This is a genomic window from Propionispira arboris, from assembly GCF_900109225.1.
Lineage (GTDB): Bacteria > Bacillota > Negativicutes > Selenomonadales > Selenomonadaceae > Propionispira > Propionispira arboris.
On record NZ_FNZK01000006.1, the window covers coordinates 134,755 to 155,306 of the forward strand.

The 20,552-nt window shown below is 37.1% G+C and carries 24 protein-coding genes; 2 read left to right on the plus strand and 22 right to left on the minus strand.

Annotated features, from left to right (window positions below):
• The 21 genes from rpsS to BMY14_RS08055 all read right to left on the minus strand — a co-directional run bounded on the left by rpsS (window position 1) and on the right by BMY14_RS08055 (window position 17,574).
• On the minus strand, window positions 1-282 hold the full coding sequence (rpsS, locus tag BMY14_RS07955; RefSeq protein ID WP_019554409.1) for a 30S ribosomal protein S19: 282 nt from the start codon (window positions 280-282) through the stop codon (window positions 1-3).
• Between the two features lie 71 nt (window positions 283-353).
• Window positions 354-1,181: a 50S ribosomal protein L2 gene (gene rplB / locus BMY14_RS07960; protein WP_091830733.1), complete on the minus strand. Its 828-nt coding sequence runs from the start codon at window positions 1,179-1,181 to the stop codon at window positions 354-356.
• A gap of 31 nt (window positions 1,182-1,212) precedes the next feature.
• Window positions 1,213-1,494, minus strand: coding sequence for a 50S ribosomal protein L23 (rplW, locus tag BMY14_RS07965; protein ID WP_019554407.1), 282 nt, complete (start codon window positions 1,492-1,494; stop codon window positions 1,213-1,215).
• Window positions 1,494-2,117: a 50S ribosomal protein L4 gene (rplD, locus tag BMY14_RS07970; protein WP_019554406.1), complete on the minus strand. Its 624-nt coding sequence runs from the start codon at window positions 2,115-2,117 to the stop codon at window positions 1,494-1,496. Before rplD ends, rplW begins: the two co-directional genes overlap by 1 nt.
• Before the next feature lie 23 nt (window positions 2,118-2,140).
• The gene (gene rplC, locus BMY14_RS07975) at window positions 2,141-2,788 is read right to left on the minus strand and encodes a 50S ribosomal protein L3 (protein WP_019554405.1); all 648 of its coding nucleotides are present in this window, start codon (window positions 2,786-2,788) and stop codon (window positions 2,141-2,143) included.
• A gap of 15 nt (window positions 2,789-2,803) precedes the next feature.
• Window positions 2,804-3,115, minus strand: a complete 312-nt coding sequence (rpsJ, locus tag BMY14_RS07980) for a 30S ribosomal protein S10 (protein ID WP_019554404.1) — start codon at window positions 3,113-3,115, stop codon at window positions 2,804-2,806.
• A gap of 161 nt (window positions 3,116-3,276) precedes the next feature.
• Window positions 3,277-4,464 carry an elongation factor Tu gene (tuf, locus tag BMY14_RS07985; protein ID WP_019554403.1) on the minus strand — a complete coding sequence of 396 codons (1,188 nt, stop codon included), beginning with the start codon at window positions 4,462-4,464 and terminating at the stop codon, window positions 3,277-3,279.
• A gap of 17 nt (window positions 4,465-4,481) precedes the next feature.
• Window positions 4,482-6,560 (minus strand): elongation factor G, encoded by a 2,079-nt coding sequence (gene fusA / locus BMY14_RS07990; RefSeq protein ID WP_019554402.1) that lies wholly within the window; start codon window positions 6,558-6,560, stop codon window positions 4,482-4,484.
• A gap of 34 nt (window positions 6,561-6,594) precedes the next feature.
• Window positions 6,595-7,065: a 30S ribosomal protein S7 gene (rpsG, locus tag BMY14_RS07995; protein WP_019554401.1), complete on the minus strand. Its 471-nt coding sequence runs from the start codon at window positions 7,063-7,065 to the stop codon at window positions 6,595-6,597.
• 46 nt (window positions 7,066-7,111) lie between these two features.
• Window positions 7,112-7,489 carry a 30S ribosomal protein S12 gene (gene rpsL, locus BMY14_RS08000; protein WP_019554400.1) on the minus strand — a complete coding sequence of 126 codons (378 nt, stop codon included), beginning with the start codon at window positions 7,487-7,489 and terminating at the stop codon, window positions 7,112-7,114.
• 92 nt (window positions 7,490-7,581) lie between these two features.
• Window positions 7,582-7,827 carry a ribosomal L7Ae/L30e/S12e/Gadd45 family protein gene (locus BMY14_RS08005; RefSeq protein WP_019554399.1) on the minus strand — a complete coding sequence of 82 codons (246 nt, stop codon included), beginning with the start codon at window positions 7,825-7,827 and terminating at the stop codon, window positions 7,582-7,584.
• Between the two features lie 245 nt (window positions 7,828-8,072).
• A complete protein-coding gene (gene tkt / locus BMY14_RS08010; RefSeq protein ID WP_091830735.1) occupies window positions 8,073-10,082 on the minus strand; it encodes a transketolase in 2,010 nt (669 codons plus the stop codon).
• 307 nt (window positions 10,083-10,389) lie between these two features.
• A complete protein-coding gene (srlE, locus tag BMY14_RS08015) occupies window positions 10,390-11,415 on the minus strand; it encodes a PTS glucitol/sorbitol transporter subunit IIB (RefSeq protein ID WP_091830737.1) in 1,026 nt (341 codons plus the stop codon).
• Between the two features lie 30 nt (window positions 11,416-11,445).
• Window positions 11,446-11,967 carry a PTS glucitol/sorbitol transporter subunit IIC gene (gene srlA / locus BMY14_RS08020; protein WP_091830739.1) on the minus strand — a complete coding sequence of 174 codons (522 nt, stop codon included), beginning with the start codon at window positions 11,965-11,967 and terminating at the stop codon, window positions 11,446-11,448.
• Between the two features lie 274 nt (window positions 11,968-12,241).
• Window positions 12,242-12,757, minus strand: a complete 516-nt coding sequence (locus BMY14_RS08025; protein ID WP_091830741.1) for a YjbQ family protein — start codon at window positions 12,755-12,757, stop codon at window positions 12,242-12,244.
• Between the two features lies 1 nt (window position 12,758).
• The gene (locus BMY14_RS08030) at window positions 12,759-13,454 is read right to left on the minus strand and encodes a triose-phosphate isomerase (RefSeq protein WP_091830743.1); all 696 of its coding nucleotides are present in this window, start codon (window positions 13,452-13,454) and stop codon (window positions 12,759-12,761) included.
• Between the two features lie 11 nt (window positions 13,455-13,465).
• Window positions 13,466-14,326, minus strand: coding sequence for a class II fructose-bisphosphate aldolase (locus BMY14_RS08035; protein ID WP_091830745.1), 861 nt, complete (start codon window positions 14,324-14,326; stop codon window positions 13,466-13,468).
• Window positions 14,327-14,425: 99 nt separating this feature from the next.
• Window positions 14,426-15,721, minus strand: coding sequence for an NAD(P)H-dependent oxidoreductase (locus BMY14_RS08040; RefSeq protein WP_091830746.1), 1,296 nt, complete (start codon window positions 15,719-15,721; stop codon window positions 14,426-14,428).
• Between the two features lie 29 nt (window positions 15,722-15,750).
• Window positions 15,751-16,119 (minus strand): PTS glucitol/sorbitol transporter subunit IIA, encoded by a 369-nt coding sequence (locus tag BMY14_RS08045; protein ID WP_019554391.1) that lies wholly within the window; start codon window positions 16,117-16,119, stop codon window positions 15,751-15,753.
• An 89-nt stretch (window positions 16,120-16,208) separates the two neighbouring features.
• On the minus strand, window positions 16,209-16,598 hold the full coding sequence (locus BMY14_RS08050; RefSeq protein ID WP_091830748.1) for a transcriptional regulator GutM: 390 nt from the start codon (window positions 16,596-16,598) through the stop codon (window positions 16,209-16,211).
• Between the two features lie 13 nt (window positions 16,599-16,611).
• Complete coding sequence (locus tag BMY14_RS08055) at window positions 16,612-17,574, minus strand: sugar-binding transcriptional regulator (protein WP_177177521.1); 963 nt, start codon at window positions 17,572-17,574, stop codon at window positions 16,612-16,614.
• Window positions 17,575-17,911: 337 nt separating this feature from the next.
• Between BMY14_RS08055 and BMY14_RS08060 the strand changes: the two genes are divergently transcribed.
• Entirely contained in the window at window positions 17,912-18,430 is a 519-nt protein-coding gene (locus tag BMY14_RS08060; protein WP_019554388.1) for a ferritin, read from the plus strand.
• Between the two features lie 109 nt (window positions 18,431-18,539).
• Here the strand turns inward: BMY14_RS08060 and BMY14_RS21025 are convergent, their stop codons facing one another.
• Window positions 18,540-18,875 (minus strand): rubredoxin-like domain-containing protein, encoded by a 336-nt coding sequence (locus BMY14_RS21025; protein WP_019554387.1) that lies wholly within the window; start codon window positions 18,873-18,875, stop codon window positions 18,540-18,542.
• Between the two features lie 378 nt (window positions 18,876-19,253).
• Here BMY14_RS21025 and BMY14_RS08070 point away from each other — a divergent pair, with 378 nt between their 5' ends.
• Entirely contained in the window at window positions 19,254-20,513 is a 1,260-nt protein-coding gene (locus BMY14_RS08070; RefSeq protein WP_091830750.1) for an Nramp family divalent metal transporter, read from the plus strand.
• The last annotated feature ends 39 nt before the right edge of the window (window positions 20,514-20,552 follow it).

The following is a 20,552-nucleotide window of genomic DNA, read 5'->3' on the forward strand; positions in this document are numbered from 1 at the left end:
CTACTTAAGTGATGTACGTCTTTCTTCGCCGGAATGACCTTTGAAAGTACGTGTCGGCGCGAATTCGCCAAGTTTATGACCAACCATATCTTCAGTTACGTATACAGGTACATGTTTGCGACCATCATGCACTGCCAACGTATGACCAACAAATGTCGGCAAAATTGTAGAGCTGCGTGACCAAGTTTTGATGACCTTTTTTTCGTCGGCTTCATTCATTGCTGTGATTTTTTTCATAACACTTTCATGAACATAAGGTCCCTTTTTTATTGATCTTGACAAAGTATGTCCTCCCTTCATCCAGGGCAAACTTATTAATTAAGGTTCGCACCTGCTTGTTTATCTTACTTTATTTATTTCGTACGACCCTTAACAATAAACTTGTCAGAGTTTTTCTTACGACGAGTTGTAGCACCCATAGCACATTTACCCCATTTAGTAACAGGATTTTTACGGCCAACCGGACTGCGTCCTTCACCACCACCATGTGGATGGTCATTAGGATTCATCGATACACCGCGGTTTGCTGGGCGAATACCCAACCAACGGGAACGACCTGCTTTACCGATCGTAATGTTTTCATGTTCTAAATTACCAACCTGACCGATTGTTGCACGGCAGTTGATATGAACTTTACGAAGTTCACCGGACGGCATACGCAAAAGTGCATAATCGCCTTCTTTTGCCATTAATTGAGCACTCGCACCAGCAGAACGAACTAATTGTCCACCTTTACCAATTTTCAGCTCAATATTGTGGATCATCGTACCAACTGGAATATTTAAAATTGGAAGTGCATTACCAGTTTTGATATCTGAATCAGCGCCTGAAACAACTTGATCCCCAACTTTCAATCCGTTTGGTGCTAAAATATAACGTTTTTCACCGTCAACATAATTTAAAAGCGCAATACGTGCACTGCGATTCGGATCGTATTCAATTGTAGCAACACGTGCTGGAATACCATCTTTATTTCTTTTAAAATCGATTACACGATATAAACGTTTATGACCGCCGCCTTGATGTCTTACTGTCAAACGACCTTGTTGGTTACGACCGCCATGTTGGTTTAGTTTTTCAACAAGGGATTTCTGAGGCTTATCTGTAGTGATTTCATCAAATGAAGCCACTGTCATAAATCTTCGGCCTGCAGAATATGGTTTAAAACTTTTTACTGCCACGTAATTAACCTCCTTTTCAAAAAGTCGAAACTTATGCTTCGAAGAATTCGATTGTTTCTCCAGCTGCAAGTTTCACAATTGCTTTTTTATAATCAGAACGTTTGCCAATGCTGCGTCCCATACGTTTTACTTTACCAAGCACATTTACTGTGTTTACCGACTCAACTTTTACTTTAAAAATATCTGAAACTGCTTTGCTGATTTCAATTTTATTTGCTGCTTTAGCCACAACAAATACATATTTACCTTCAGCCATAAGTTCAGTAGTTCTTTCAGTAATAAGTGGACGGATCAAAATATCGCGTGCGTCCATTATGCAAGTACCTCCTCAATACGTGTAATCGCATCTTTTGTAATGAAGAGTTTGTTATGATTCAAGATATCATAAACATTCAATCCACAAGAACTGATAGCTTTTACACCAGGGATATTGCGCGAAGATTTTTCTACGTTTTCAACCATGTCGGCTGTAACAATCAGAACTTTTTTATCAACGCTAAAGTCATTTAACATTTTAACAACATCTTTTGTTTTAGGAGCATCAAAATTGAGGTTCTCTAAAACGACAAAATCGCCACTTTGTACTTTATCAGATAAAGCACATTTAATTGCTAAACGACGTTGTTTACGAGGCATTCTGAAAGCATAAGAACGAGGTGATGGTCCAAAAACCGTACCGCCGCCTACCCAAATTGGGGAACGCGTGCTTCCGCTTCTTGCACGACCTGTGCCTTTTTGCTTCCAAGGTTTACGTCCACCACCGCGAACAAAACCTCTAGTTTTAGTTGCATGTGTACCAAGACGCTGTGCTGCAAGCTGCATAACAATCGCTTGATGAACAAGTGCTGTATTTACTTCAACGCCAAAGACGTTTTCATTCAATTCTAAATCACCAGCTGTTTGACCAGTGATCGTATAAACTGCTACTTTAGGCATAATATAGCATATCCTCCTTCCAATTAGTTTTTACCTGGTTTAATCGTATTTTTAATTACTACGAAACTATTCTTAGGACCAGGAATAGCTCCTTTAATTAAGATCAAGTTGCGATCAGCATCTACTCGTACAACACTTAAGCGTTGTACAGTAACTTGTGCGCCACCCATACGACCTGGTAATTTTTTACCTTTTAATACGCGTCCGCCGTGACCACTGATCATTGCACCAGTAGAACCTGGTTCACGATGTGATTTAGAGCCATGACCCATTGGGCCGCAAGCGAAGTTATAACGTTTAATAGTACCAGCAAAACCCTTACCTTTGGAAGTACCTGTAACATCAACTAATTCACCAGCACTAAATATGTCAACGCCGATTGTATCACCGACTTTATATTCAGAAACATCAGTCAAACGCATTTCACGAATATATTTCACTGGTGTTACGCCAGCTTTTGCGAAATGACCTTTCATAGGTTTTGTTACTTTAAATTCTTTTATTGCTCCAAAACCTAACTGTACAGCATTGTAACCATCATTTTCAAACGTTCTGTTTTGTACAACAACGTTTGTACCTGATTCAACAACTGTAACAGGAACTACTTTACCTTCTTCGGTAAAAATCTGAGTCATACCAAGTTTTTTACCCAAAATTGCTTTTTTAGACATTCATTCCACCTCCTCTTACAATTTGATTTCGATATCCACACCAGCTGGCAAATCCAAGCGCATTAAAGCGTCTACGGTTTTGGAAGTTGGTTCTAAAATGTCAATCAGACGTTTATGAGTTCTCATTTCGAACTGTTCACGTGAATCCTTGTTGACATGTGGAGAACGTAAAATTGTATATATATTTCTTTCAGTAGGTAGTGGAATAGGACCGGACACCATTGCACCCGTTCTCTTTGCAGTATCAACAATTTTCACTGCACTCTGATCAAGAGCTTTATGATCATAAGCCTTTAAACGAATTCTAATTTTCTGTTGTTTAGACAATATAATTTCCTCCTTATCGCCCAGGTTCAAGACCGGACATTTCTCCGTGATAGTTCCCTCGATTATGCGAGCAATCTACCACGTCATCGCATGGGGGTACCAAAAAAAATCTTTATATAAGGGCGACGATATCGTCGCCCTTATATAACTAATTGTTAAAATTAAGCTTTAACTTCGATTACACGACCGGCACCAACTGTATGGCCGCCTTCACGGATAGCGAAACGTAAACCTTTTTCAATAGCAATCGGAGTGATTAATTCGATATCCATTTCGATGTTATCGCCAGGCATAACCATTTCAGTACCTTCTGGTAAACGAACAACGCCAGTTACGTCAGTTGTACGGAAGTAGAACTGTGGACGATAGTTTGTGAAGAACGGTGTATGACGGCCGCCTTCTTCTTTCGTCAATACGTAAACCTGAGCCATGAATTTCGTATGTGGATGAATAGATCCTGGTTTAGCAAGAACTTGTCCACGTTCAATTTCTTTACGTTCAACACCACGAAGAAGTGCGCCAACATTATCGCCAGCTACAGCACTATCGAGCATTTTACGGAACATTTCAATACCAGTTACGGTTGTAGATTTAGGAGCTTCTGACATACCAACAATTTCTACAATGTCGCCGATTTTGATTTCGCCACGTTCAACACGACCAGTAGCAACTGTACCACGGCCAGTGATTGTGAAGACATCTTCGACAGGCATCAAGAAAGGTTTATCTGTATCACGAACTGGTGTAGGGATGTATTCATCAACAGCGTCCATGAGTTCAAGGATTTTAGCTGTATATTTTTCATCGCCTTCAAGAGCTTTTAATGCAGAACCAGTAATAACTGGAATATCATCACCAGGGAATTCATAGCTGGAAAGAAGTTCACGAACTTCCATTTCTACAAGTTCCAATAATTCTTCGTCATCAACCATATCAGCTTTGTTTAAGAAAACAACCATAGCCGGTACGCCAACCTGACGGGATAAAAGAATATGTTCACGAGTCTGTGGCATAGGACCATCAGCTGCACTTACAACCAAAATAGCACCATCCATTTGTGCCGCACCAGTGATCATGTTTTTTACATAATCGGCATGGCCCGGGCAGTCAACATGAGCATAATGTCTTTTTTCAGTTTCATATTCTACGTGAGCTGTGTTGATTGTAATCCCACGTTCTCTTTCTTCTGGAGCCTTATCAATCATAGAATAATCCATGAAGTCAGCGCCGCCTTGTGCTGATAACACTTTTGTGATAGCAGCCGTCAAAGTAGTTTTACCATGATCGACATGACCGATAGTACCAATATTTACATGTGGTTTCGTTCTTTCAAACTTTTTCTTAGCCATTGTGAATAATTCCTCCCTTATTCGCCCTTGTTTTTAGCTGTAATAGCTTCTGATATATTTTTAGGAACTTCATCGTAATGGGATATTTCCATTGAGTAGTTCCCACGACCCTGTGTTTTCGAACGTAAATCCGTTGAGTAACCAAACATTTCAGAAAGTGGAACAAATGCATCAATGACTTGTGCACCATTTCTAGGTTCCATTCCTTCAATACGACCACGTCTTGAATTTAAATCGCCAATTACATCACCCATATAATCTTCTGGAACAATAACTTCAACTTTCATGTATGGTTCAAGAAGTACTGGTGTTGCTTTTTGAGCACCTGATCTAAATGCCATCGAACCGGCAATTTTAAAAGCCATTTCAGAAGAATCGACATCATGGTATGAACCATCATATACGATTGCTTTAATATCAACCATTGGATAGCCGGCAACAACACCGTTTTCCATAGCTTCTTTTATCCCAGCTTCGATTGGATTGATAAATTCTCTTGGAATCGAACCACCAACAACCTTGTTTTCAAAGCTGAATCCAACACCAGGTTCCTGCGGAACAAGTTCAAGCCAGCAATGACCGTATTGACCACGACCACCAGACTGACGAACAAATTTACCTTCGGATTTAACCTGCTTGCGAATTGTTTCACGGTAAGCAACCTGAGGTTTACCTACAGTACAATCAACTTTAAATTCACGAAGCATACGATCAACAATAATTTCTAAATGAAGTTCGCCCATTCCGGAGATAATAGTCTGTCCAGTTTCCTGATCAGTTCTTACACGGAATGTAGGATCTTCTTCAGCTAATTTTGAAAGTGCAATACCCATTTTTTCCTGATCCGCTTTTGTCTTCGGTTCAACTGCAACCGAGATAACTGGATCTGGGAATATCATGGATTCAAGAATGATTTGAGCTTTGTCATCACAAAGTGTATCACCTGTTGTTGTATCTTTCAAACCAACTGCTGCTGCGATATCACCGCTGTAAACAGCACTGATTTCTTCACGATGGTTGGCATGCATTTGGAGGATACGACCAATACGTTCTTTTTTGCCTTTTGTAGAGTTAAATACATAAGACCCAGAAGAAAGCATACCAGAGTATACACGGAAAAATGCAAGTTTACCAACAAATGGATCTGCCATAATTTTAAATGCAAGAGCTGAAAATGGTGCGCTATCGTCAGAAGGACGACTATCTTCTTCACCAGTATCAGGATTTGTGCCTTTAATCGCCGGAACATCCGTCGGTGCAGGCATGTAATCAACTACTGCATCAAGCATTGGCTGAACACCTTTGTTTTTATAAGAAGAACCGCAAACAACTGGAGTCATTGTGCAAGCGATAGTCGCTTTACGAATTGCTCCTTTGATTTCGGCTTCTGTTAATTCTTCGCCTTCAAGATATTTCATCATTAACTCATCGTCACATTCAGCAACGGCATCAAGTAATATCTGACGATATTTTGCAGCGATTTCTTTCATATCTTCTGGAATAGCAACTTCTTCACTAACTTCACCAAGGTCATCTTCATATATGATGGCATCCATCTTTATCAAATCGATTACACCAAGGAAATGATCTTCAGCACCAATTGGAAGTTGAATTGCAACTGGGTTTGCATTCAAACGATCAATCATCATTTGAATAACATTGTAAAAATCCGCCCCAATAATATCCATTTTATTAATGTACGCCATACGAGGTACATTATATTTTTCAGCCTGGCGCCATACTGTTTCAGACTGAGGTTCAACCCCACCCTTAGCAGAGAACACAGCAACCGTGCCGTCAAGCACTCTAAGTGAACGTTCTACTTCAACTGTAAAGTCCACGTGGCCTGGTGTGTCGATGATGTTGATACGATGATCTTTCCAGTGGCAAGTAGTCGCAGCAGAAGTAATTGTAATACCTCTTTCCTGTTCCTGAGCCATCCAGTCCATTGTAGCAGCGCCTTCATGAACTTCACCAATCTTGTGTACGATACCTGTATAGAAGAGAATACGTTCAGTAGTAGTGGTTTTACCGGCATCAATATGTGCCATAATTCCTATGTTACGAGTTTTTTCAAGTGAAAACTCTCTACCCACTATTACATCGCTCCTTACTTTCTATAGATAGATACTACCAACGATAATGAGCAAATGCTTTGTTAGCTTCAGCCATTTTATGAGTATCTTCTTTTTTCTTAATTGCTGCTCCAGTATTGTTGGCAGCATCCATTAATTCACCAGAAAGTCTTTCGTTCATTGTTTTTTCTCCACGAAGTCTTGCATAATTAACAATCCAACGAATACAGAGCGTCATACGACGATCAGGACGAACTTCGATTGGAACCTGATAATTAGCACCACCAACACGGCGAGCACGAACTTCAAGAACTGGCATAACATTTTTCAAAGCAGTTTCAAAAACTTCTAATGGATCTTTACCAGTTTTTGCTCTAATGCTTTCAAATGCATCATACACAACTTTTTCAGCAACGCCTTTCTTACCGGAAAGCATTACCTTGTTGATGAATTTCGTTACTATTTTAGAATTGTATACCGGATCCGGTAATACGTCACGTTTAGGTACAGCACCTTTTCTTGGCATTGATATCCCTCCTTACTCAATAATCTTCATTTATAAACTTTATAAATTATTTTTTCTTAGCGCGTTTTGCACCATATTTCGATCTGCTTTGCATACGATCTTGAACACCTGCCGTATCTAAAGAACCACGAATGATATGATAACGAACCCCTGGTAAATCTTTTACACGGCCGCCTCTAATCAAAACAACACTATGTTCTTGAAGATTATGACCAATACCCGGAATATAAGCTGTTACTTCGATACTGTTCGTTAAACGAACACGGGCAACTTTTCTCAGTGCAGAGTTTGGTTTTTTAGGAGTAGTTGTATATACTCTTGTACAAACGCCACGTTTCTGAGGGCAATTCTTCAAAGCTGGTGCTGTGGATTTCTCCTGCATACTTTTTCTGCTGTTGCGAACTAACTGATTAATTGTAGGCATACATGCACCTCCTTCCTTAAATTCAAAATTTATTATTTAATAATCCAATCTTCCTCATATTATGAAAGAGATGAGATTTTTAACAATAATAACTACTTCAAAATTGCTGCGGCCGCTGCGCCAACTTCAATCATACAAGCTTGACCAAGATCTTTCATTGCCAAAACTTTTACAACCTCAATGTTTTTACTTTTGCATAACTCCTCAAGGGGCTTCAATACCCTCTCATCAGCATCATCCGCAAGAAAAACGGATTCAACAAATCCCTTATTCACAGCTTTCGTAACTTGTTTTATGCCAATCACTCTATTGGCGTTTTTCAGTGCTTCAAGCGTCATTCGCCTCACCCCTATATACCAACATGAATGCTTTTATTTCAGGCACTTATATATAATACCATCAGATAAAATCAATGTCAACACTTATCTGCTCAATATTTCCATGTACACGTTACCTGGTGTATCTTTTTTGTATTATTCCCCTAATTTCACTTAAAAAAAATATATTGTACCCCGCAAAAAGAAAGAACCCTTCTTAATTATATAGGAAGAGTTCTTTCAACATATATTAAATTTTTATGTTTTTATTGATCTGTATCCGTTGCCAATAAATATACTTTTTTCATAGTTTCTACGACATTTTGCGTCGTAAAGCCAAATTTATCAAACAAGATTCCAGCCGGTGCCGATGCACCAAACCCTTTCATAGTAACGGTTGCTCCATCAATACCAACATATTTTCCCCAGCCAAAGTCAATCGCTGCTTCAACCGCAACTCTAGCTTTCACAGCTCGAGGCAGAATGCTTTCTTTATAGGCATCCGTTTGTTCTTCAAACAGATCCATACAAGGCATACTTACAACACGTACATCAATATTGTCTTTAGCCAGTTCAATTTTAGCATTTACCGCAAGTTCAACTTCTGAACCACTCGCAATAAGAATAGCATCTGGCACTTCTTTTGCAGCTTCCGCAATAACATAAGCACCTTTCAATGCTTCTTTACTGCTGCCAGCAAGCTGTGGCAGATTTTGTCTTGTTAAAACTAGTGCCGTAGGGGTATGTTTACTTGTCATCGCTAAGTACCAGCCAGCTGCTGTTTCTGTTGCATCTGCTGGTCTGAATACATTAAAGTTTGGCATAGCACGGAGCATTGCCAATTGTTCAATCGGTTCATGAGTTGGGCCATCTTCGCCGACACCAATGCTGTCATGCGTCAGTACATACGTTACAGGGATTCCCATAAGAGCCGCTAAGCGCGCCATTGGTTTTATATAATCACTAAAAACAAAGAATGTTGCAATATAAGTTTTAAGACCACCGTGAAGAGTAATACCATTGGCGATACCAGCCATAGCCAATTCTCTTACACCAAAGTGCAGGTTACGACCAATATAATTCTCTTTTGAAAAATCACTGATACCATCCATATGTGTCTTTGTGGATGGAGCAAGATCTGCACTACCACCAAATAGATTTGGCATGATATCTTTCAACTTATTGATTGCAATACCAGATAAATTCCGTGTTGCCTGCGGTTTATTTTCATAAGCCCAGAATGCTTCATTATTTAATAATTTTCTTGCATCTACGTCATTGTGGAATGTATCCCATAATGTTTTGCAGTCAGGATATTTAGCACAATACGCTGCAAACAGCGTATTCCACTGATCTTCTGCCTGTGCACCTTGTTTTGCCAGTTCTTTATAATTCGCATACACGGCATCTGGCACATAAAACGGATCAAGTTTTTCCCATTTCAAGTTTTCTTTTAACGCTTTCACATTGTCTTCGCCCAGTGGTTCACCATGTGCACTTGCTTTCCCTTGTTTAGCCGGACAGCCAAAACCAATCTGTGTTTTTACAGTAATAAAGGATGGTCTTGTTTTATCAGCCTTCGCTGTTTCAATTGCTTTACCAATTTCCACTAAGTCATTGCCATTTTCAACTATAATGATCTGAAAACCAAATGCGGCAAGACGTTTTTGCACATCTTCTGTAAAAGCAAGATCCGTACTGCCTTCAATAGAAATTTTATTGCTATCATAAAATACAATTAATTTACTTAAACCCAATGTACCTGCCAAGGAAAAGGCTTCCGAAGAAATACCTTCCATTAAACAGCCATCGCCGCCCAGTACATATGTATAATGGTCAACAATTGGGAAATTTTCTTTATTAAATGTTGCCGCCAAATGTGTTTCCGCCATAGCCATACCAACAGCCATAGCCATACCAGCACCTAATGGTCCAGTTGTAGCTTCAACCCCTACCGTATGACCATATTCCGGATGGCCTGGAGTCAGTGACCCATCTTGACGAAAATTCGCCAAATCATCAACTGTTAAACCATAACCAAATAAATGTAAAAGTGAATAAAGTAGCGTTGAACCATGTCCCGCCGAAAGAACAAATCTATCACGATTAACCCATTTCGGATTTTTAGGATTATGATTCATGTGCTTTGCCCATAATTCATAAGCCATTGCTGCACTGCCCAGCGGCAAACCTGGATGCCCTGACTTAGCTTTTTGTACTGCATCCGCTGCTAAAATACGGATTGCATTTACCGATGTCATATCGATGTTACTCATTTAATCATTCCCCTTTTGATCAACAATTTTGCTAGATAAACCCAACATAATTTAATGATACAATATGTCGGCTTAAAAGTACAGAATTTAGAAAAAATCAAATACTCCATCTTACCTCATTATTTAAATATAATACTCCTATTGTCAGTGTACTCTTCCGATTATAAAAAAGGCCTTAGCCAAAATGCTAAGACCTTTAAGCTGCACAACTGTATGATTAAAAATCCAATACATATCACATAAAATACTTAGTTCAACCAAATCTCTCCTTAAGATCCAAACTTTTCTTTACAATTTTAAGTATTGATTAATACATTCCAATGCTAGCTGCATATGCAATCAATACCGCAAGTGGACCTGTAATTACACGTGAATATAATACAGCCGGAACTCCAAGTTCTATTGTTTCTGGATCGGCTTCGCCCAAGCTAAGTCCTACTGGTACAAAGTCACCGCCTACCTGGGCATTAATGGCAAACAATGCTGGTAACGCATATTGCGCTGGAATATGCCCTAATCCTATTTCCACACCTAAAAGTGTACCTACAACCTGCGCAATAACTGCACCTGGTCCAATTACTGGCGAAATAAATGGCAATGAGCATACTACCGAAATGACTAGCATCCCCGGCAAGGTACTTGCTAATGGTGAAATTGTTTTTGCTATTACATCCCCAATGCCCGATGCACTGATAATACCGATTAACATACTTACAAATGCCATAAATGGTAAAATAGTTTTTACCACCATATCTATCGTTTCACGACCAGCTTGGTAGAATTTATTTACGACTCCACCAACACCAATTCCTAATTTTGTTATAAAGTTCTTTTCTTTTCCTGCATTCATCTTTGCAAGTTCCGCTCTTGCTTGTGCTTTAGTTTTGGGCGCATTTGGCACTGCTTCATTAGCGGGACTTACATTGCCTGCTTTAAAACCATCTTTTGCAGTCAGTGGAGTTTCTTCTGCAGCATACGTAATTGTTTCTACAGTTACTGCCGATACATATAAGCTTTCAGTAATATATTGCGCCAATGGTCCAACATTACCAACTGGCGTTAAATTTACAGTAAAGATTTTTTTCTTCGGATATACACCGCATCTCGCTGTGCCACCACAATCAACAACGGCTACCAAAGTTTCTATATCCGGTACAGCTGAACTAAATCCATCAATTGCTTCACAGCCTGTCATTTCTGCAATTTTTGCCGCAACTGGATGAATTCCACCACCAGTAACGCTAATGATTTTATTACAAGTTTCTGTTGGTTGAATCGTTAAAGGTCCACCCCAGCCACCCTTGCCTTTAGATATTGTAATTGCCTTATACATAAATTACTCCATCCTTTCTATAGACCAATTTTAATTTTCTTCTTTAGCTTTCATATACGCATAGATTTTTTCTGTTACAACCCCGCGAATAAAGATAACGACAATCCCGACTAAGAAATACCGTACCGCTAAGTCACCAAGTGGCAATCCCAACGTCGTAATTCCGGCTGCAATTCCCATGTATACGAAAAGTTCGCCACCATTTGCGTGCGGGAATAGTCCCGTGATTGGATGTACAAAACTTACCGCTGCATCATAAAATGCTGGTTTGTGCTTTGCCTGTACAAATCTGCCAAAACTATAACACATTGGATTTCCTAGAAATAGCACTGCTAACACTGGTAACACTGTATATCTCGTAATAATGTTTTGTGTTGCTCGTTGTGCTAATTTATCTACCTGTTCTTCACCAATTAATTTAATAACTGAGCTTACAGCGGTCATTAAAACCACAATTAAAGGAATAATTCCTGCCACCCAACTTGCAAAAGTACCTGCACCTGCTTTAAAGACGTCCATAAATCCATTGGCTAAACCTGCAATAAATTCCATAATGCTTTTACCTCCCTAACTTTTTCAAAAAATCATCGATGACACTTACCAAACTTGACCGTACATATTGCACTCTTTAGAATTTTCCGATTATTGTTTTGTAAAAACATGCTATATTTTTTTATAAAACAATCGATTGCGTAGAGAGTTTTCAAATTTTTTATGTTAAGACTAAAGGCTTCTTATATATTCTATTTTTTGCAATAGTAAGAAGCCTTCAGCCCATAAAATGGATTAACACAGAAAATTATTTTGTACCCTATAAAAAACTTTTTTATTCCCCCATGACAACAATCTTACATTGCCTATCTCTCGGACGATTTGGATCCCAATCAATAAAGTAGTAGTAGCCTGTAACTTGATTAATCTGCAATACACCATTTTCAATAGCACTTGTTACACTTTCTCCTACAAGGGATGCTTTAATATGAGCTTCTGTATTTAATAAAGATCTTCTGTCTGGTACCAATGCTGCATCACAATCTTTTTCACCAAAAGCAACATGTTCCGGTCCTGGATGATAATATTGTCCTTCTGTCAAACATCTTGGAACAATTTTTTCTAATACATTATTAAAATCAACTTGCAAATACTCATCACCACAATAATTTGTATCATGAGAATATTCTTCATATATTACCGAACACGTTGTATGTGGTGTTGTGATTACACAAATACCATTTTTCACTTTACTTTTTTCAATAACTGCTCTAACTTCTTTTGTAATTTCATGATAAGATGCTCTGTTTCCATTAGATCTCACTATCAGTTCTTCAATATATACTGTCATTTCAAATCCCCCTATCTTCCTTCGCTTTTTTAATCACTTCAATCATGTCTTTTACCATTTCTTTTGGATCTTCAGCACACACAATCCCACTTGTACCACCGGTTCCATCTGCACCTTCCATAATTGTACGATACACATCATCCGCAGTACTAATTCCGGCCGCTTGCATAACCAAAATATTCGGATTTATTTTTTTGATACTGTCAGTTGTTTGCTTGATATAAGCTTGATCACTCGTGTTCCCTGTACCGATAAGTTCAGTCGGTTCACATAAAATAATATCTGGATCGAGCAAAGCAATTGCTTGTGCTTCTTTAACAGAATCAGCACAGACAACTGTATACATACCTATCTCTTTAGCTCTTCCAATCGTTTTTACTAAATCTACTAATTTTAAAGAATGTTCAGCATGATTTAGAAATACTGCTTTTGCACCAGCTTCTTTTAACGCTTCTGGCACTAAGTATCCCATACCACGACCAGCTTTTAGTGCATCCATATGTTGTGCTGTTACAATAAGATTTTTTGTTTTTTCTGCAATCAATCGAATATCCGCAAAGGATGCTGTAAAAAATACATCAAAATCCTTGTCTGCTGCCCATTTATCAGCCTCTAGTGCCAATTCTAATGATTTCTTTCCATAAAGATATGATTTAAGGTTTACCATAAAAAATGGTGTTCTGATTTTCTCCTCCATGTTTTCATCTCCTATTTATTGTATTTTACTGTTTCAAATACTTGATAGTAATGTTTCAAACAATCTTTAATGCCTTGTTTTGCCTGTGCTATTAATTCATAATAATTTTCTGCAGTTGCTATAGATATTTTATCTTTAGCAGCAAGGACAAAATCCGTATATATATTAATTTTAGCAATTCCACTTGTTGCACATCTATTTAAATTTGCATCACCAGAAGATGAACCTCCATGCAATACAAGTGGTGTATTCGTACTTGCTGCAATTTCTTCTAATCTTTTAAAGTTAATAACCGGTATCCCTTTATAGGTACCATGTGCTGTTCCGATAGATATCGCCAATGAATCAACCTTCGTTTGTTTACACATTTCCACCGCTTCTTCTGCCGAGGTATAAATGGAATCATCATCCTGCCCAGATCCACCACCTTCGCCTACACTACCAACAAGAGTTCCAGTACCAACATGTCCGATTTCAGCTTCCACGACAACACCTCTTGCATGTGCATACGCCACTACTTCTTTAGTGATCACAATATTTTTTTCTAACACTTCTTGAGAAGCATCGATCATAACCGATGTAAATCCTAAATCAATTGCTTGCTTTACTACTGCTAAAGATGTGCCGTGGTCCAAATGCAATACCACAGGAACATCTACTTTTTCCCCATAAAATTTACCAAGTAAAGCTGCTTCTTCTAAAGATAAATAATCCTTATGCGCCTCAGCGTAACTTAAGATAATAGGCAATTTCATCTCACTGGCAACCTCTGTATGGGCCATTACAGAGGTCCAGTCAAAGAAATTAGCAGACGGTATAGCGAACTTTTGCTGTTTGGCTGTTTGCAAAAGTTCTTTTGATGTAACTAACATAATTTCACCCCTTTTTTTGTAATTTTACGCAATATTAACAATTTAACTTACATTACACTAGCTAAACTATAGGAGGAACAAGCATGCTGATAAATCATTTTATTTGCCGTACATTTTATCTTGTTCTTGACGTAATTTGTAGATAAGCGTTGAAGTATCAAGTTGAACCATATCTTTCGTAATAAGTTGACCTTTCTTCACATCTTTCAACATTTTTGTGTTTTTATTTACTAAACCATACGGTACATATCCTTTTGCATCCGATTCTGTTGCTGTTGCGATAGAACCATACGTTGTAAAACCGCCTATACCATCAATGGTTTGACCAGCTTTTAAATCAGTTTTGGCTACTGTGATACATTCACTTACAAGGCCATCCATTGGTACGATCGTAGTTTCACCATCAATTACAGCTTTTGCTACAGTTAATGGTGTTTCAAGGTTACATAAATGGTATGGACGATATAGAATCCATAATGGTCCATTCCCCATGCTATGATATCTCATTTGATATGCAATTTCTTCATTTTCAGTAGACACAGCAACAAATACACCCGGAGCAATACCATTTACATATTCAACCACGCCATGTTTATTTAACACACCACCATCTTGTTTCAATCTGCACAAATCAGCTAATCCTTTTACATCAGATACGATCCCATGACCACCGATTATATCTGGAACTAAACCCGTAGCATTAGACATAGCAGTCATTTCTACCATTGTTTTTGTACCATCTTTAAAGGAACAAAGCATTTTAGGGCTCATTTTACGGCGAGTTGCCTCTTCTAATACAGAATCTGGATTGCAATCATAATCCAATTTATTATTTTTACCTTTACCCATTACTTTTACATCCATCCCTATTGCCTTTGCAAAACAATATAATTCCATTACTGCACCAGGTTCATCACCAGCAGAGCCTGTATAAATCACGCCTTGTTGCTGCGCTAATTTTTTGAGGTAGGGTCCAATAACTACATCGGTTTCTACATTTAACATGACACAATGTTTACCATTTTTCATTGCATCCGTTGCTACTTTTGCTCCTACATCAGGTACACCAGTTGCATCAATTGCACACTCTACTAAGTTTGCTTGCGATACTAAATTCGCATCTGTTGTTGCTACAAATTTACCCATTTCCATCATCTTATTTGCCTCAGTAAGAGTATTGACAATTGCAATTTGATCGTCTTTAATACCAGCATAATTAAAAGCATGTATAGCATTCTCTATCGCAATATCAGATACAATTGCTGGTGTGATACCTTGCATCAATGCCATTTGTGTTACCATGCCTCTCCCCATTTGCCCTGCACCTACGATACCTGTACGGATAATTTTTCCTTCTTGTTGACGTTTAATCAATTTTTGATTCATGTTTAACATATAAATCACTCCTGTTATTCATTTTTTATTTAAAATATTTCTATAGTACCGCCTTTAACTAAGTCTTTCGATGTAAATTCATCCCCTTCAATCATAATACAGCCTGGTCTTTCTGGTTCATTACCACCCTTAAAAGACAACGTACAATGTCCAAGTTCTCTTAATGTATGCAAGGCTTCGTCACCAATCGCTGTAATTGTAAATACCTTGTCACAAAGAATCAATGTATCTAACACATTGATATCAGCTAAAAGTGGAGCTACTCTATGCAAAACTGAAATTTCAGCCAGCTCTGGTGGTGCTGTTTCATTAAAGATGATAATAAAGTTTAAATCTTTATCATCTAATAATGCTGTTACTTCTGACCCCCATCCAGTAATTTCAGCATTGTATTTCATTGAATGACCTCCTTTGATAGATTTTTTAATCATCTTATATGATAAAACTCACACCTGTTTTAAAAACACCTATAAGTTTTTTCATCTCACTAAGTTTTTATGGAGTTTAAACGCATATCCAAAGCATCAATTGCTTGAACATGAGCTTGGTAAATCTTTTGTTTTTTTTCTGGTAAAGCCATATATTCTGCTTTTAAATCATAAATATTTTTTCCAATAATATCATTAAGCTCTTTAAAACCATTAAATATGGTAAAACCTTCCATGATTTCACCACCTGTAATTTCCCCTTGGTTATTACAAGCAATAACCACAATATTACCAGGTCTCAATTTTGATTTTCTACTACCAATACCCACATTTCCTATTTTATGCAGCCTTCGCACCGCTTTTTTATATTGCTTAACTTGAAGATATGTCCCACTAGCTTGAATAAGCATAAAAATTAGTAAAACTGCAATCAATGTTGTAAACTCCATATAAATAACCCTCCTACATTTCCAATAATACTTTGGCACAATCAATATCGGTAATTAATATATTCAAGAATTCCCCTTTTATCGCACCATATACAGCTTTTGCTTTTTGTGCGCCACCAGCAATTCCAATTCGTTGTGGTACTTTTTTTAATTGATCAATTGGCATTCCTGCAACTCTTTCATTAAATTCTCTGAATTTTTCAACTTTTCCAGATTCATCAAAAAACTGTAATGCTATATCACCAACAGCGCCCAGCTTAACAAACTCTTCTAAAATATTTTCATCTACATACCCCGTATGCATTAGAGTGGAACCTATTCTATCAGGTACACCTATCCCCATAATGACTGTATTTATTTTTCTAAATATTTTGAAAATATTTTTCACTGACTTTTCCATCATAAATCCAGTTAATACATCAGCATTAGAAAATACTGCTGGAGCAAAAAATTGTATACAATCACCGCCAAACATTTTAGCCATTTTCATTGCAATATAATTTGAATGAATATCCGGTCTACTTTCACCCACACCACCAACAATTGGTACAAAAGTACATTTGATTGGTTCTTCAATACATTCCATTTTTGTGAGATTTTGCAATGTCATCCCCATTGTAACGCCAACGTACTCACCATCTTCTAGCAATTTTCCTAAAAAATCGATGGACTCTTCAACTAATTTACTGTTTATCCCTTCATTTCCATTTACTATGGAACTCGAATCAACAATAATAACCTCTTTTAAATTGAATTTTTTTTCTAATTCACGTTCCATTTTACCAAAGGTAAGACCATAAGGACTTTTAATTTCAAATTTTACAATACCTTGTTCTTTTCCCATTTTTATCATACGAGAAACAGATGGTCTTGATATCTCAAGAAAATCGCAAATTTCTTGTTGACTCATATTATCTTCATAATAGAGACTACAGCATTTGAATATCATTCGTATATCATCAATGATTTTTTTCACAAAAGCAACTCCTCTACAGGTTTATCGTTTTTTTTTAGTTGATTAACTAACGATCTGTACATTTGTTATTACTTCATATCATTTATTATCTATTATCTATTATCTGTTACTTATAATTTTATATTTTATATTCATATTATATAACAGTGATATTATTTTTTCAATATTCTATAAATAGAACATTTGTAAAAGAGTTTGCTGTTTTTTATTATGTTTACATTTGTTTGAATATTTCGCATAAAGTCCTTATTATTTTTTTAGAATAAACTTGCATAAAAAAACAAAAATGGTATTATTGTGTTATAGATACAATTTATTTTACAGGAGGTTCTTCAGTATGATAAGTAAAAAAATGCAAAATGCTATCAATGATCAAATTACACTTGAATTTTATTCGGCGAATTTGTATTTAGCTATGTCAGCGCATATGGAAACAAAGAACTTAAAAGGTTTTGCCAATTGGTTACGAGTTCAATATGAAGAAGAAACATTTCATGCGCTAAAGTTATATGATTATTTAAACAGTCGTGAAGGTGTAGTAGTCATACAAAATATTGATGCACCGCCAGCTGATTTTGGCACACCAGCTAAAATATTTAAGCACGTATTAGAACATGAACAAGAAATCACTTCATCGATTAACAAATTATATAAAGTAGCTGTTGAGCAAAACGATCTTGCTACACAAATCTTCCTGCATTGGTATATTAACGAACAAATCGAAGAAGAATCCAACGCAGCTGAGGTAATTGGAAAATTAGATTTGATTGGCGATCATGGTGTTGATTTATTGTATTTAGATGCAGAACTCGCAAAACGAGTTTTTGTGCCGCCATCTTCAAACAATGAAGCTTAATCCTAAAGCAATTCTATGAAAAAATATCGGATCTATTTTTTAGAACGAGTAAATAAAAAAGCTCTGCAATGCGGAATAAAATTCCGATTGCAGAGCTTTTACTGTTATTTTACCATTTACCCTTGCCGATATGATTTTCAATTTCTGCTTTTGAGCGCTGCTTTATAATATAGCCTTCCTCAATGGCAGCTTTAAAACCAGCAACACAGGCTGGATCAAGATCTAATATAATCCCCTGTTTAGAAACTTCAATCATTTTATCAACCAATGTCACAATTTTCATGTGTATATCATTGGTTTTTTCTGATTTGTAAACCAAAGCAGCTTGCTCTGGTGTCAATTCCACAAATTTTTCATGTGGCTGCCCACATTTTGGACAAACGGCTGGAGCATCTTCGCCTTCCCAAATAAAATTACATACACTACATTTAAATAACTTTTTCATACTATGCAGCTCCCCTATACAATATTTAGTCCCTATGTATGCTAATACGACATTATCTGCAAAATACCTGTAACGGAAGCAAATTTTATCATTTCTGTCAGACATAAAATTGATATTTTAAATCTACTGATTGAGGCAGTATAACAATTTAAAGAATCTAAAATCCTATTTTTATTCCCATTTAACAGACTGTTAACATTCTTTAATTATATAGTTTTATTGCATGCAGGAACTTAATGAGTCATGCGGGAATTTATAATACTATACAAGAATTTGTGCCTAGATACGTTTCACTAACTACGTAAACAGTAATGAACCGAAAATAAATAGGAAACGAACCTGCATTCTTTAATTTATTCTATAAGGAAGGTTTTGCGAATGAAAAATTTATATTCCTACTTTAAAATAACGCATGATTCCAGCGAAAAAGCCCGTGAATTTTTAAAATATATTGGCCCTGGTATTTTAATTACAGTTGGTTTTATCGATCCGGGAAACTGGGCCTCCAATATGGCAGCCGGTGCTGATTATGGCTATGATTTACTATGGATGGTCACACTATCTACCATCATGTTAATTGTCTTACAGCACAATGTTGCTCACTTAGGCATCGTGAGTGGTTTATGTTTAGCCGAAGCTGCTACAATCTATCTTAAGCCTTGGATTTCACGCACGATTTTATTTTCAGCCATAGCGGCTTCTGTTGCCACAGCTTTAGCTGAAATTTTGGGTGGAGCAATTGCGCTTTCGATGTTATTTCATCTTCCAATAAAACTGGGTGCTGTGTTCACAGCCTGTTTTTGTGGCTGGCTGTTATGGTCGAATTCGTATAAAAAACTAGAAAAAGTCATTATAGGTTTTGTATCTTTGATTGGTCTATCTTTTTTAGCAGAATTAAGTCTGGTTCAGATCAATTGGGGGCAGGCCGCTACCGGTTGGGTTGTACCGACCATACCAGAAAATTCACTGCCCATTATTATGAGTGTACTCGGAGCGGTCGTTATGCCGCATAATCTATTTTTGCATTCTGAAATCATTCAAAGCCGTCAATGGAATCTCGAAGATGAAACAATCATTCATAAACAATTAAAATATGAATTTTTAGATACACTTTTTTCCATGGGACTGGGCTGGGCTATCAATAGTGCAATGATTTTAATTGCTGCGGCTGTCTTTTTTACGAATCAAGTACCTGTTGATGCTTTAGATCAAGCTCAAACCATGTTGAAACCACTTTTAGGCGATGGTGCTGCTTTAATTTTTGCAATTGCTTTATTTTTTTCAGGAATTGCATCCACTACCACCGCTGGCATAGCCGGAGGCAGTATTTATGCTGGTTTATTCGAAGAAGCCTACAATATTAAAGATCATCACTCTTGGCATGGTGTTTTACTAACTTATGGCTTGGCCTTACTTATTTTATTTTTTATTGATGATCCATTTCAAGGACTTATTTATTCACAAATTGCTTTAAGCATTCAATTGCCCTGGACAATCGTTTTACAAATTTATCTAACATCTTCAAAAAAAATAATGGGGAAATATGCAAATACAAAACTACAAAAAACTCTTTTGTGGAGCATCGGCAGTATCGTAGCTATATTGAACATTATGTTATTGCAGGATATGTTAAAATAAACAAACCATTTTTTTATAAAAACAAGTATAAAAAAACCG

What these genes read in the sequence shown, in the direction of transcription:
- BMY14_RS08040 (WP_091830746.1), bottom strand. Translation starts at nt 15,721, where the DNA reads ATGTTAAACATGAATCAAAAATTGATTAAACGTCAACAAGAAGGAAAA.
- BMY14_RS08070 (WP_091830750.1), top strand. Translation starts at nt 19,254, where the DNA reads ATGAAAAATTTATATTCCTACTTTAAAATAACGCATGATTCCAGCGAA.
- BMY14_RS08030 (WP_091830743.1), bottom strand. Translation starts at nt 13,454, where the DNA reads ATGGAGGAGAAAATCAGAACACCATTTTTTATGGTAAACCTTAAATCA.
- rpsL (WP_019554400.1), bottom strand. Translation starts at nt 7,489, where the DNA reads ATGCCTACAATTAATCAGTTAGTTCGCAACAGCAGAAAAAGTATGCAG.
- BMY14_RS08060 (WP_019554388.1), top strand. Translation starts at nt 17,912, where the DNA reads ATGATAAGTAAAAAAATGCAAAATGCTATCAATGATCAAATTACACTT.
- BMY14_RS21025 (WP_019554387.1), bottom strand. Translation starts at nt 18,875, where the DNA reads ATGAAAAAGTTATTTAAATGTAGTGTATGTAATTTTATTTGGGAAGGC.
- BMY14_RS08035 (WP_091830745.1), bottom strand. Translation starts at nt 14,326, where the DNA reads ATGTTAGTTACATCAAAAGAACTTTTGCAAACAGCCAAACAGCAAAAG.
- BMY14_RS08025 (WP_091830741.1), bottom strand. Translation starts at nt 12,757, where the DNA reads ATGACAGTATATATTGAAGAACTGATAGTGAGATCTAATGGAAACAGA.
- rplD (WP_019554406.1), bottom strand. Translation starts at nt 2,117, where the DNA reads ATGCCTAAAGTAGCAGTTTATACGATCACTGGTCAAACAGCTGGTGAT.
- rpsG (WP_019554401.1), bottom strand. Translation starts at nt 7,065, where the DNA reads ATGCCAAGAAAAGGTGCTGTACCTAAACGTGACGTATTACCGGATCCG.
- rplW (WP_019554407.1), bottom strand. Translation starts at nt 1,494, where the DNA reads ATGGACGCACGCGATATTTTGATCCGTCCACTTATTACTGAAAGAACT.
- tkt (WP_091830735.1), bottom strand. Translation starts at nt 10,082, where the DNA reads ATGAGTAACATCGATATGACATCGGTAAATGCAATCCGTATTTTAGCA.
- tuf (WP_019554403.1), bottom strand. Translation starts at nt 4,464, where the DNA reads ATGGCTAAGAAAAAGTTTGAAAGAACGAAACCACATGTAAATATTGGT.
- BMY14_RS08005 (WP_019554399.1), bottom strand. Translation starts at nt 7,827, where the DNA reads ATGACGCTTGAAGCACTGAAAAACGCCAATAGAGTGATTGGCATAAAA.
- srlE (WP_091830737.1), bottom strand. Translation starts at nt 11,415, where the DNA reads ATGTATAAGGCAATTACAATATCTAAAGGCAAGGGTGGCTGGGGTGGA.
- BMY14_RS08050 (WP_091830748.1), bottom strand. Translation starts at nt 16,598, where the DNA reads ATGGAGTTTACAACATTGATTGCAGTTTTACTAATTTTTATGCTTATT.
- BMY14_RS08045 (WP_019554391.1), bottom strand. Translation starts at nt 16,119, where the DNA reads ATGAAATACAATGCTGAAATTACTGGATGGGGGTCAGAAGTAACAGCA.
- rplC (WP_019554405.1), bottom strand. Translation starts at nt 2,788, where the DNA reads ATGTCTAAAAAAGCAATTTTGGGTAAAAAACTTGGTATGACTCAGATT.
- srlA (WP_091830739.1), bottom strand. Translation starts at nt 11,967, where the DNA reads ATGGAATTTATTGCAGGTTTAGCCAATGGATTTATGGACGTCTTTAAA.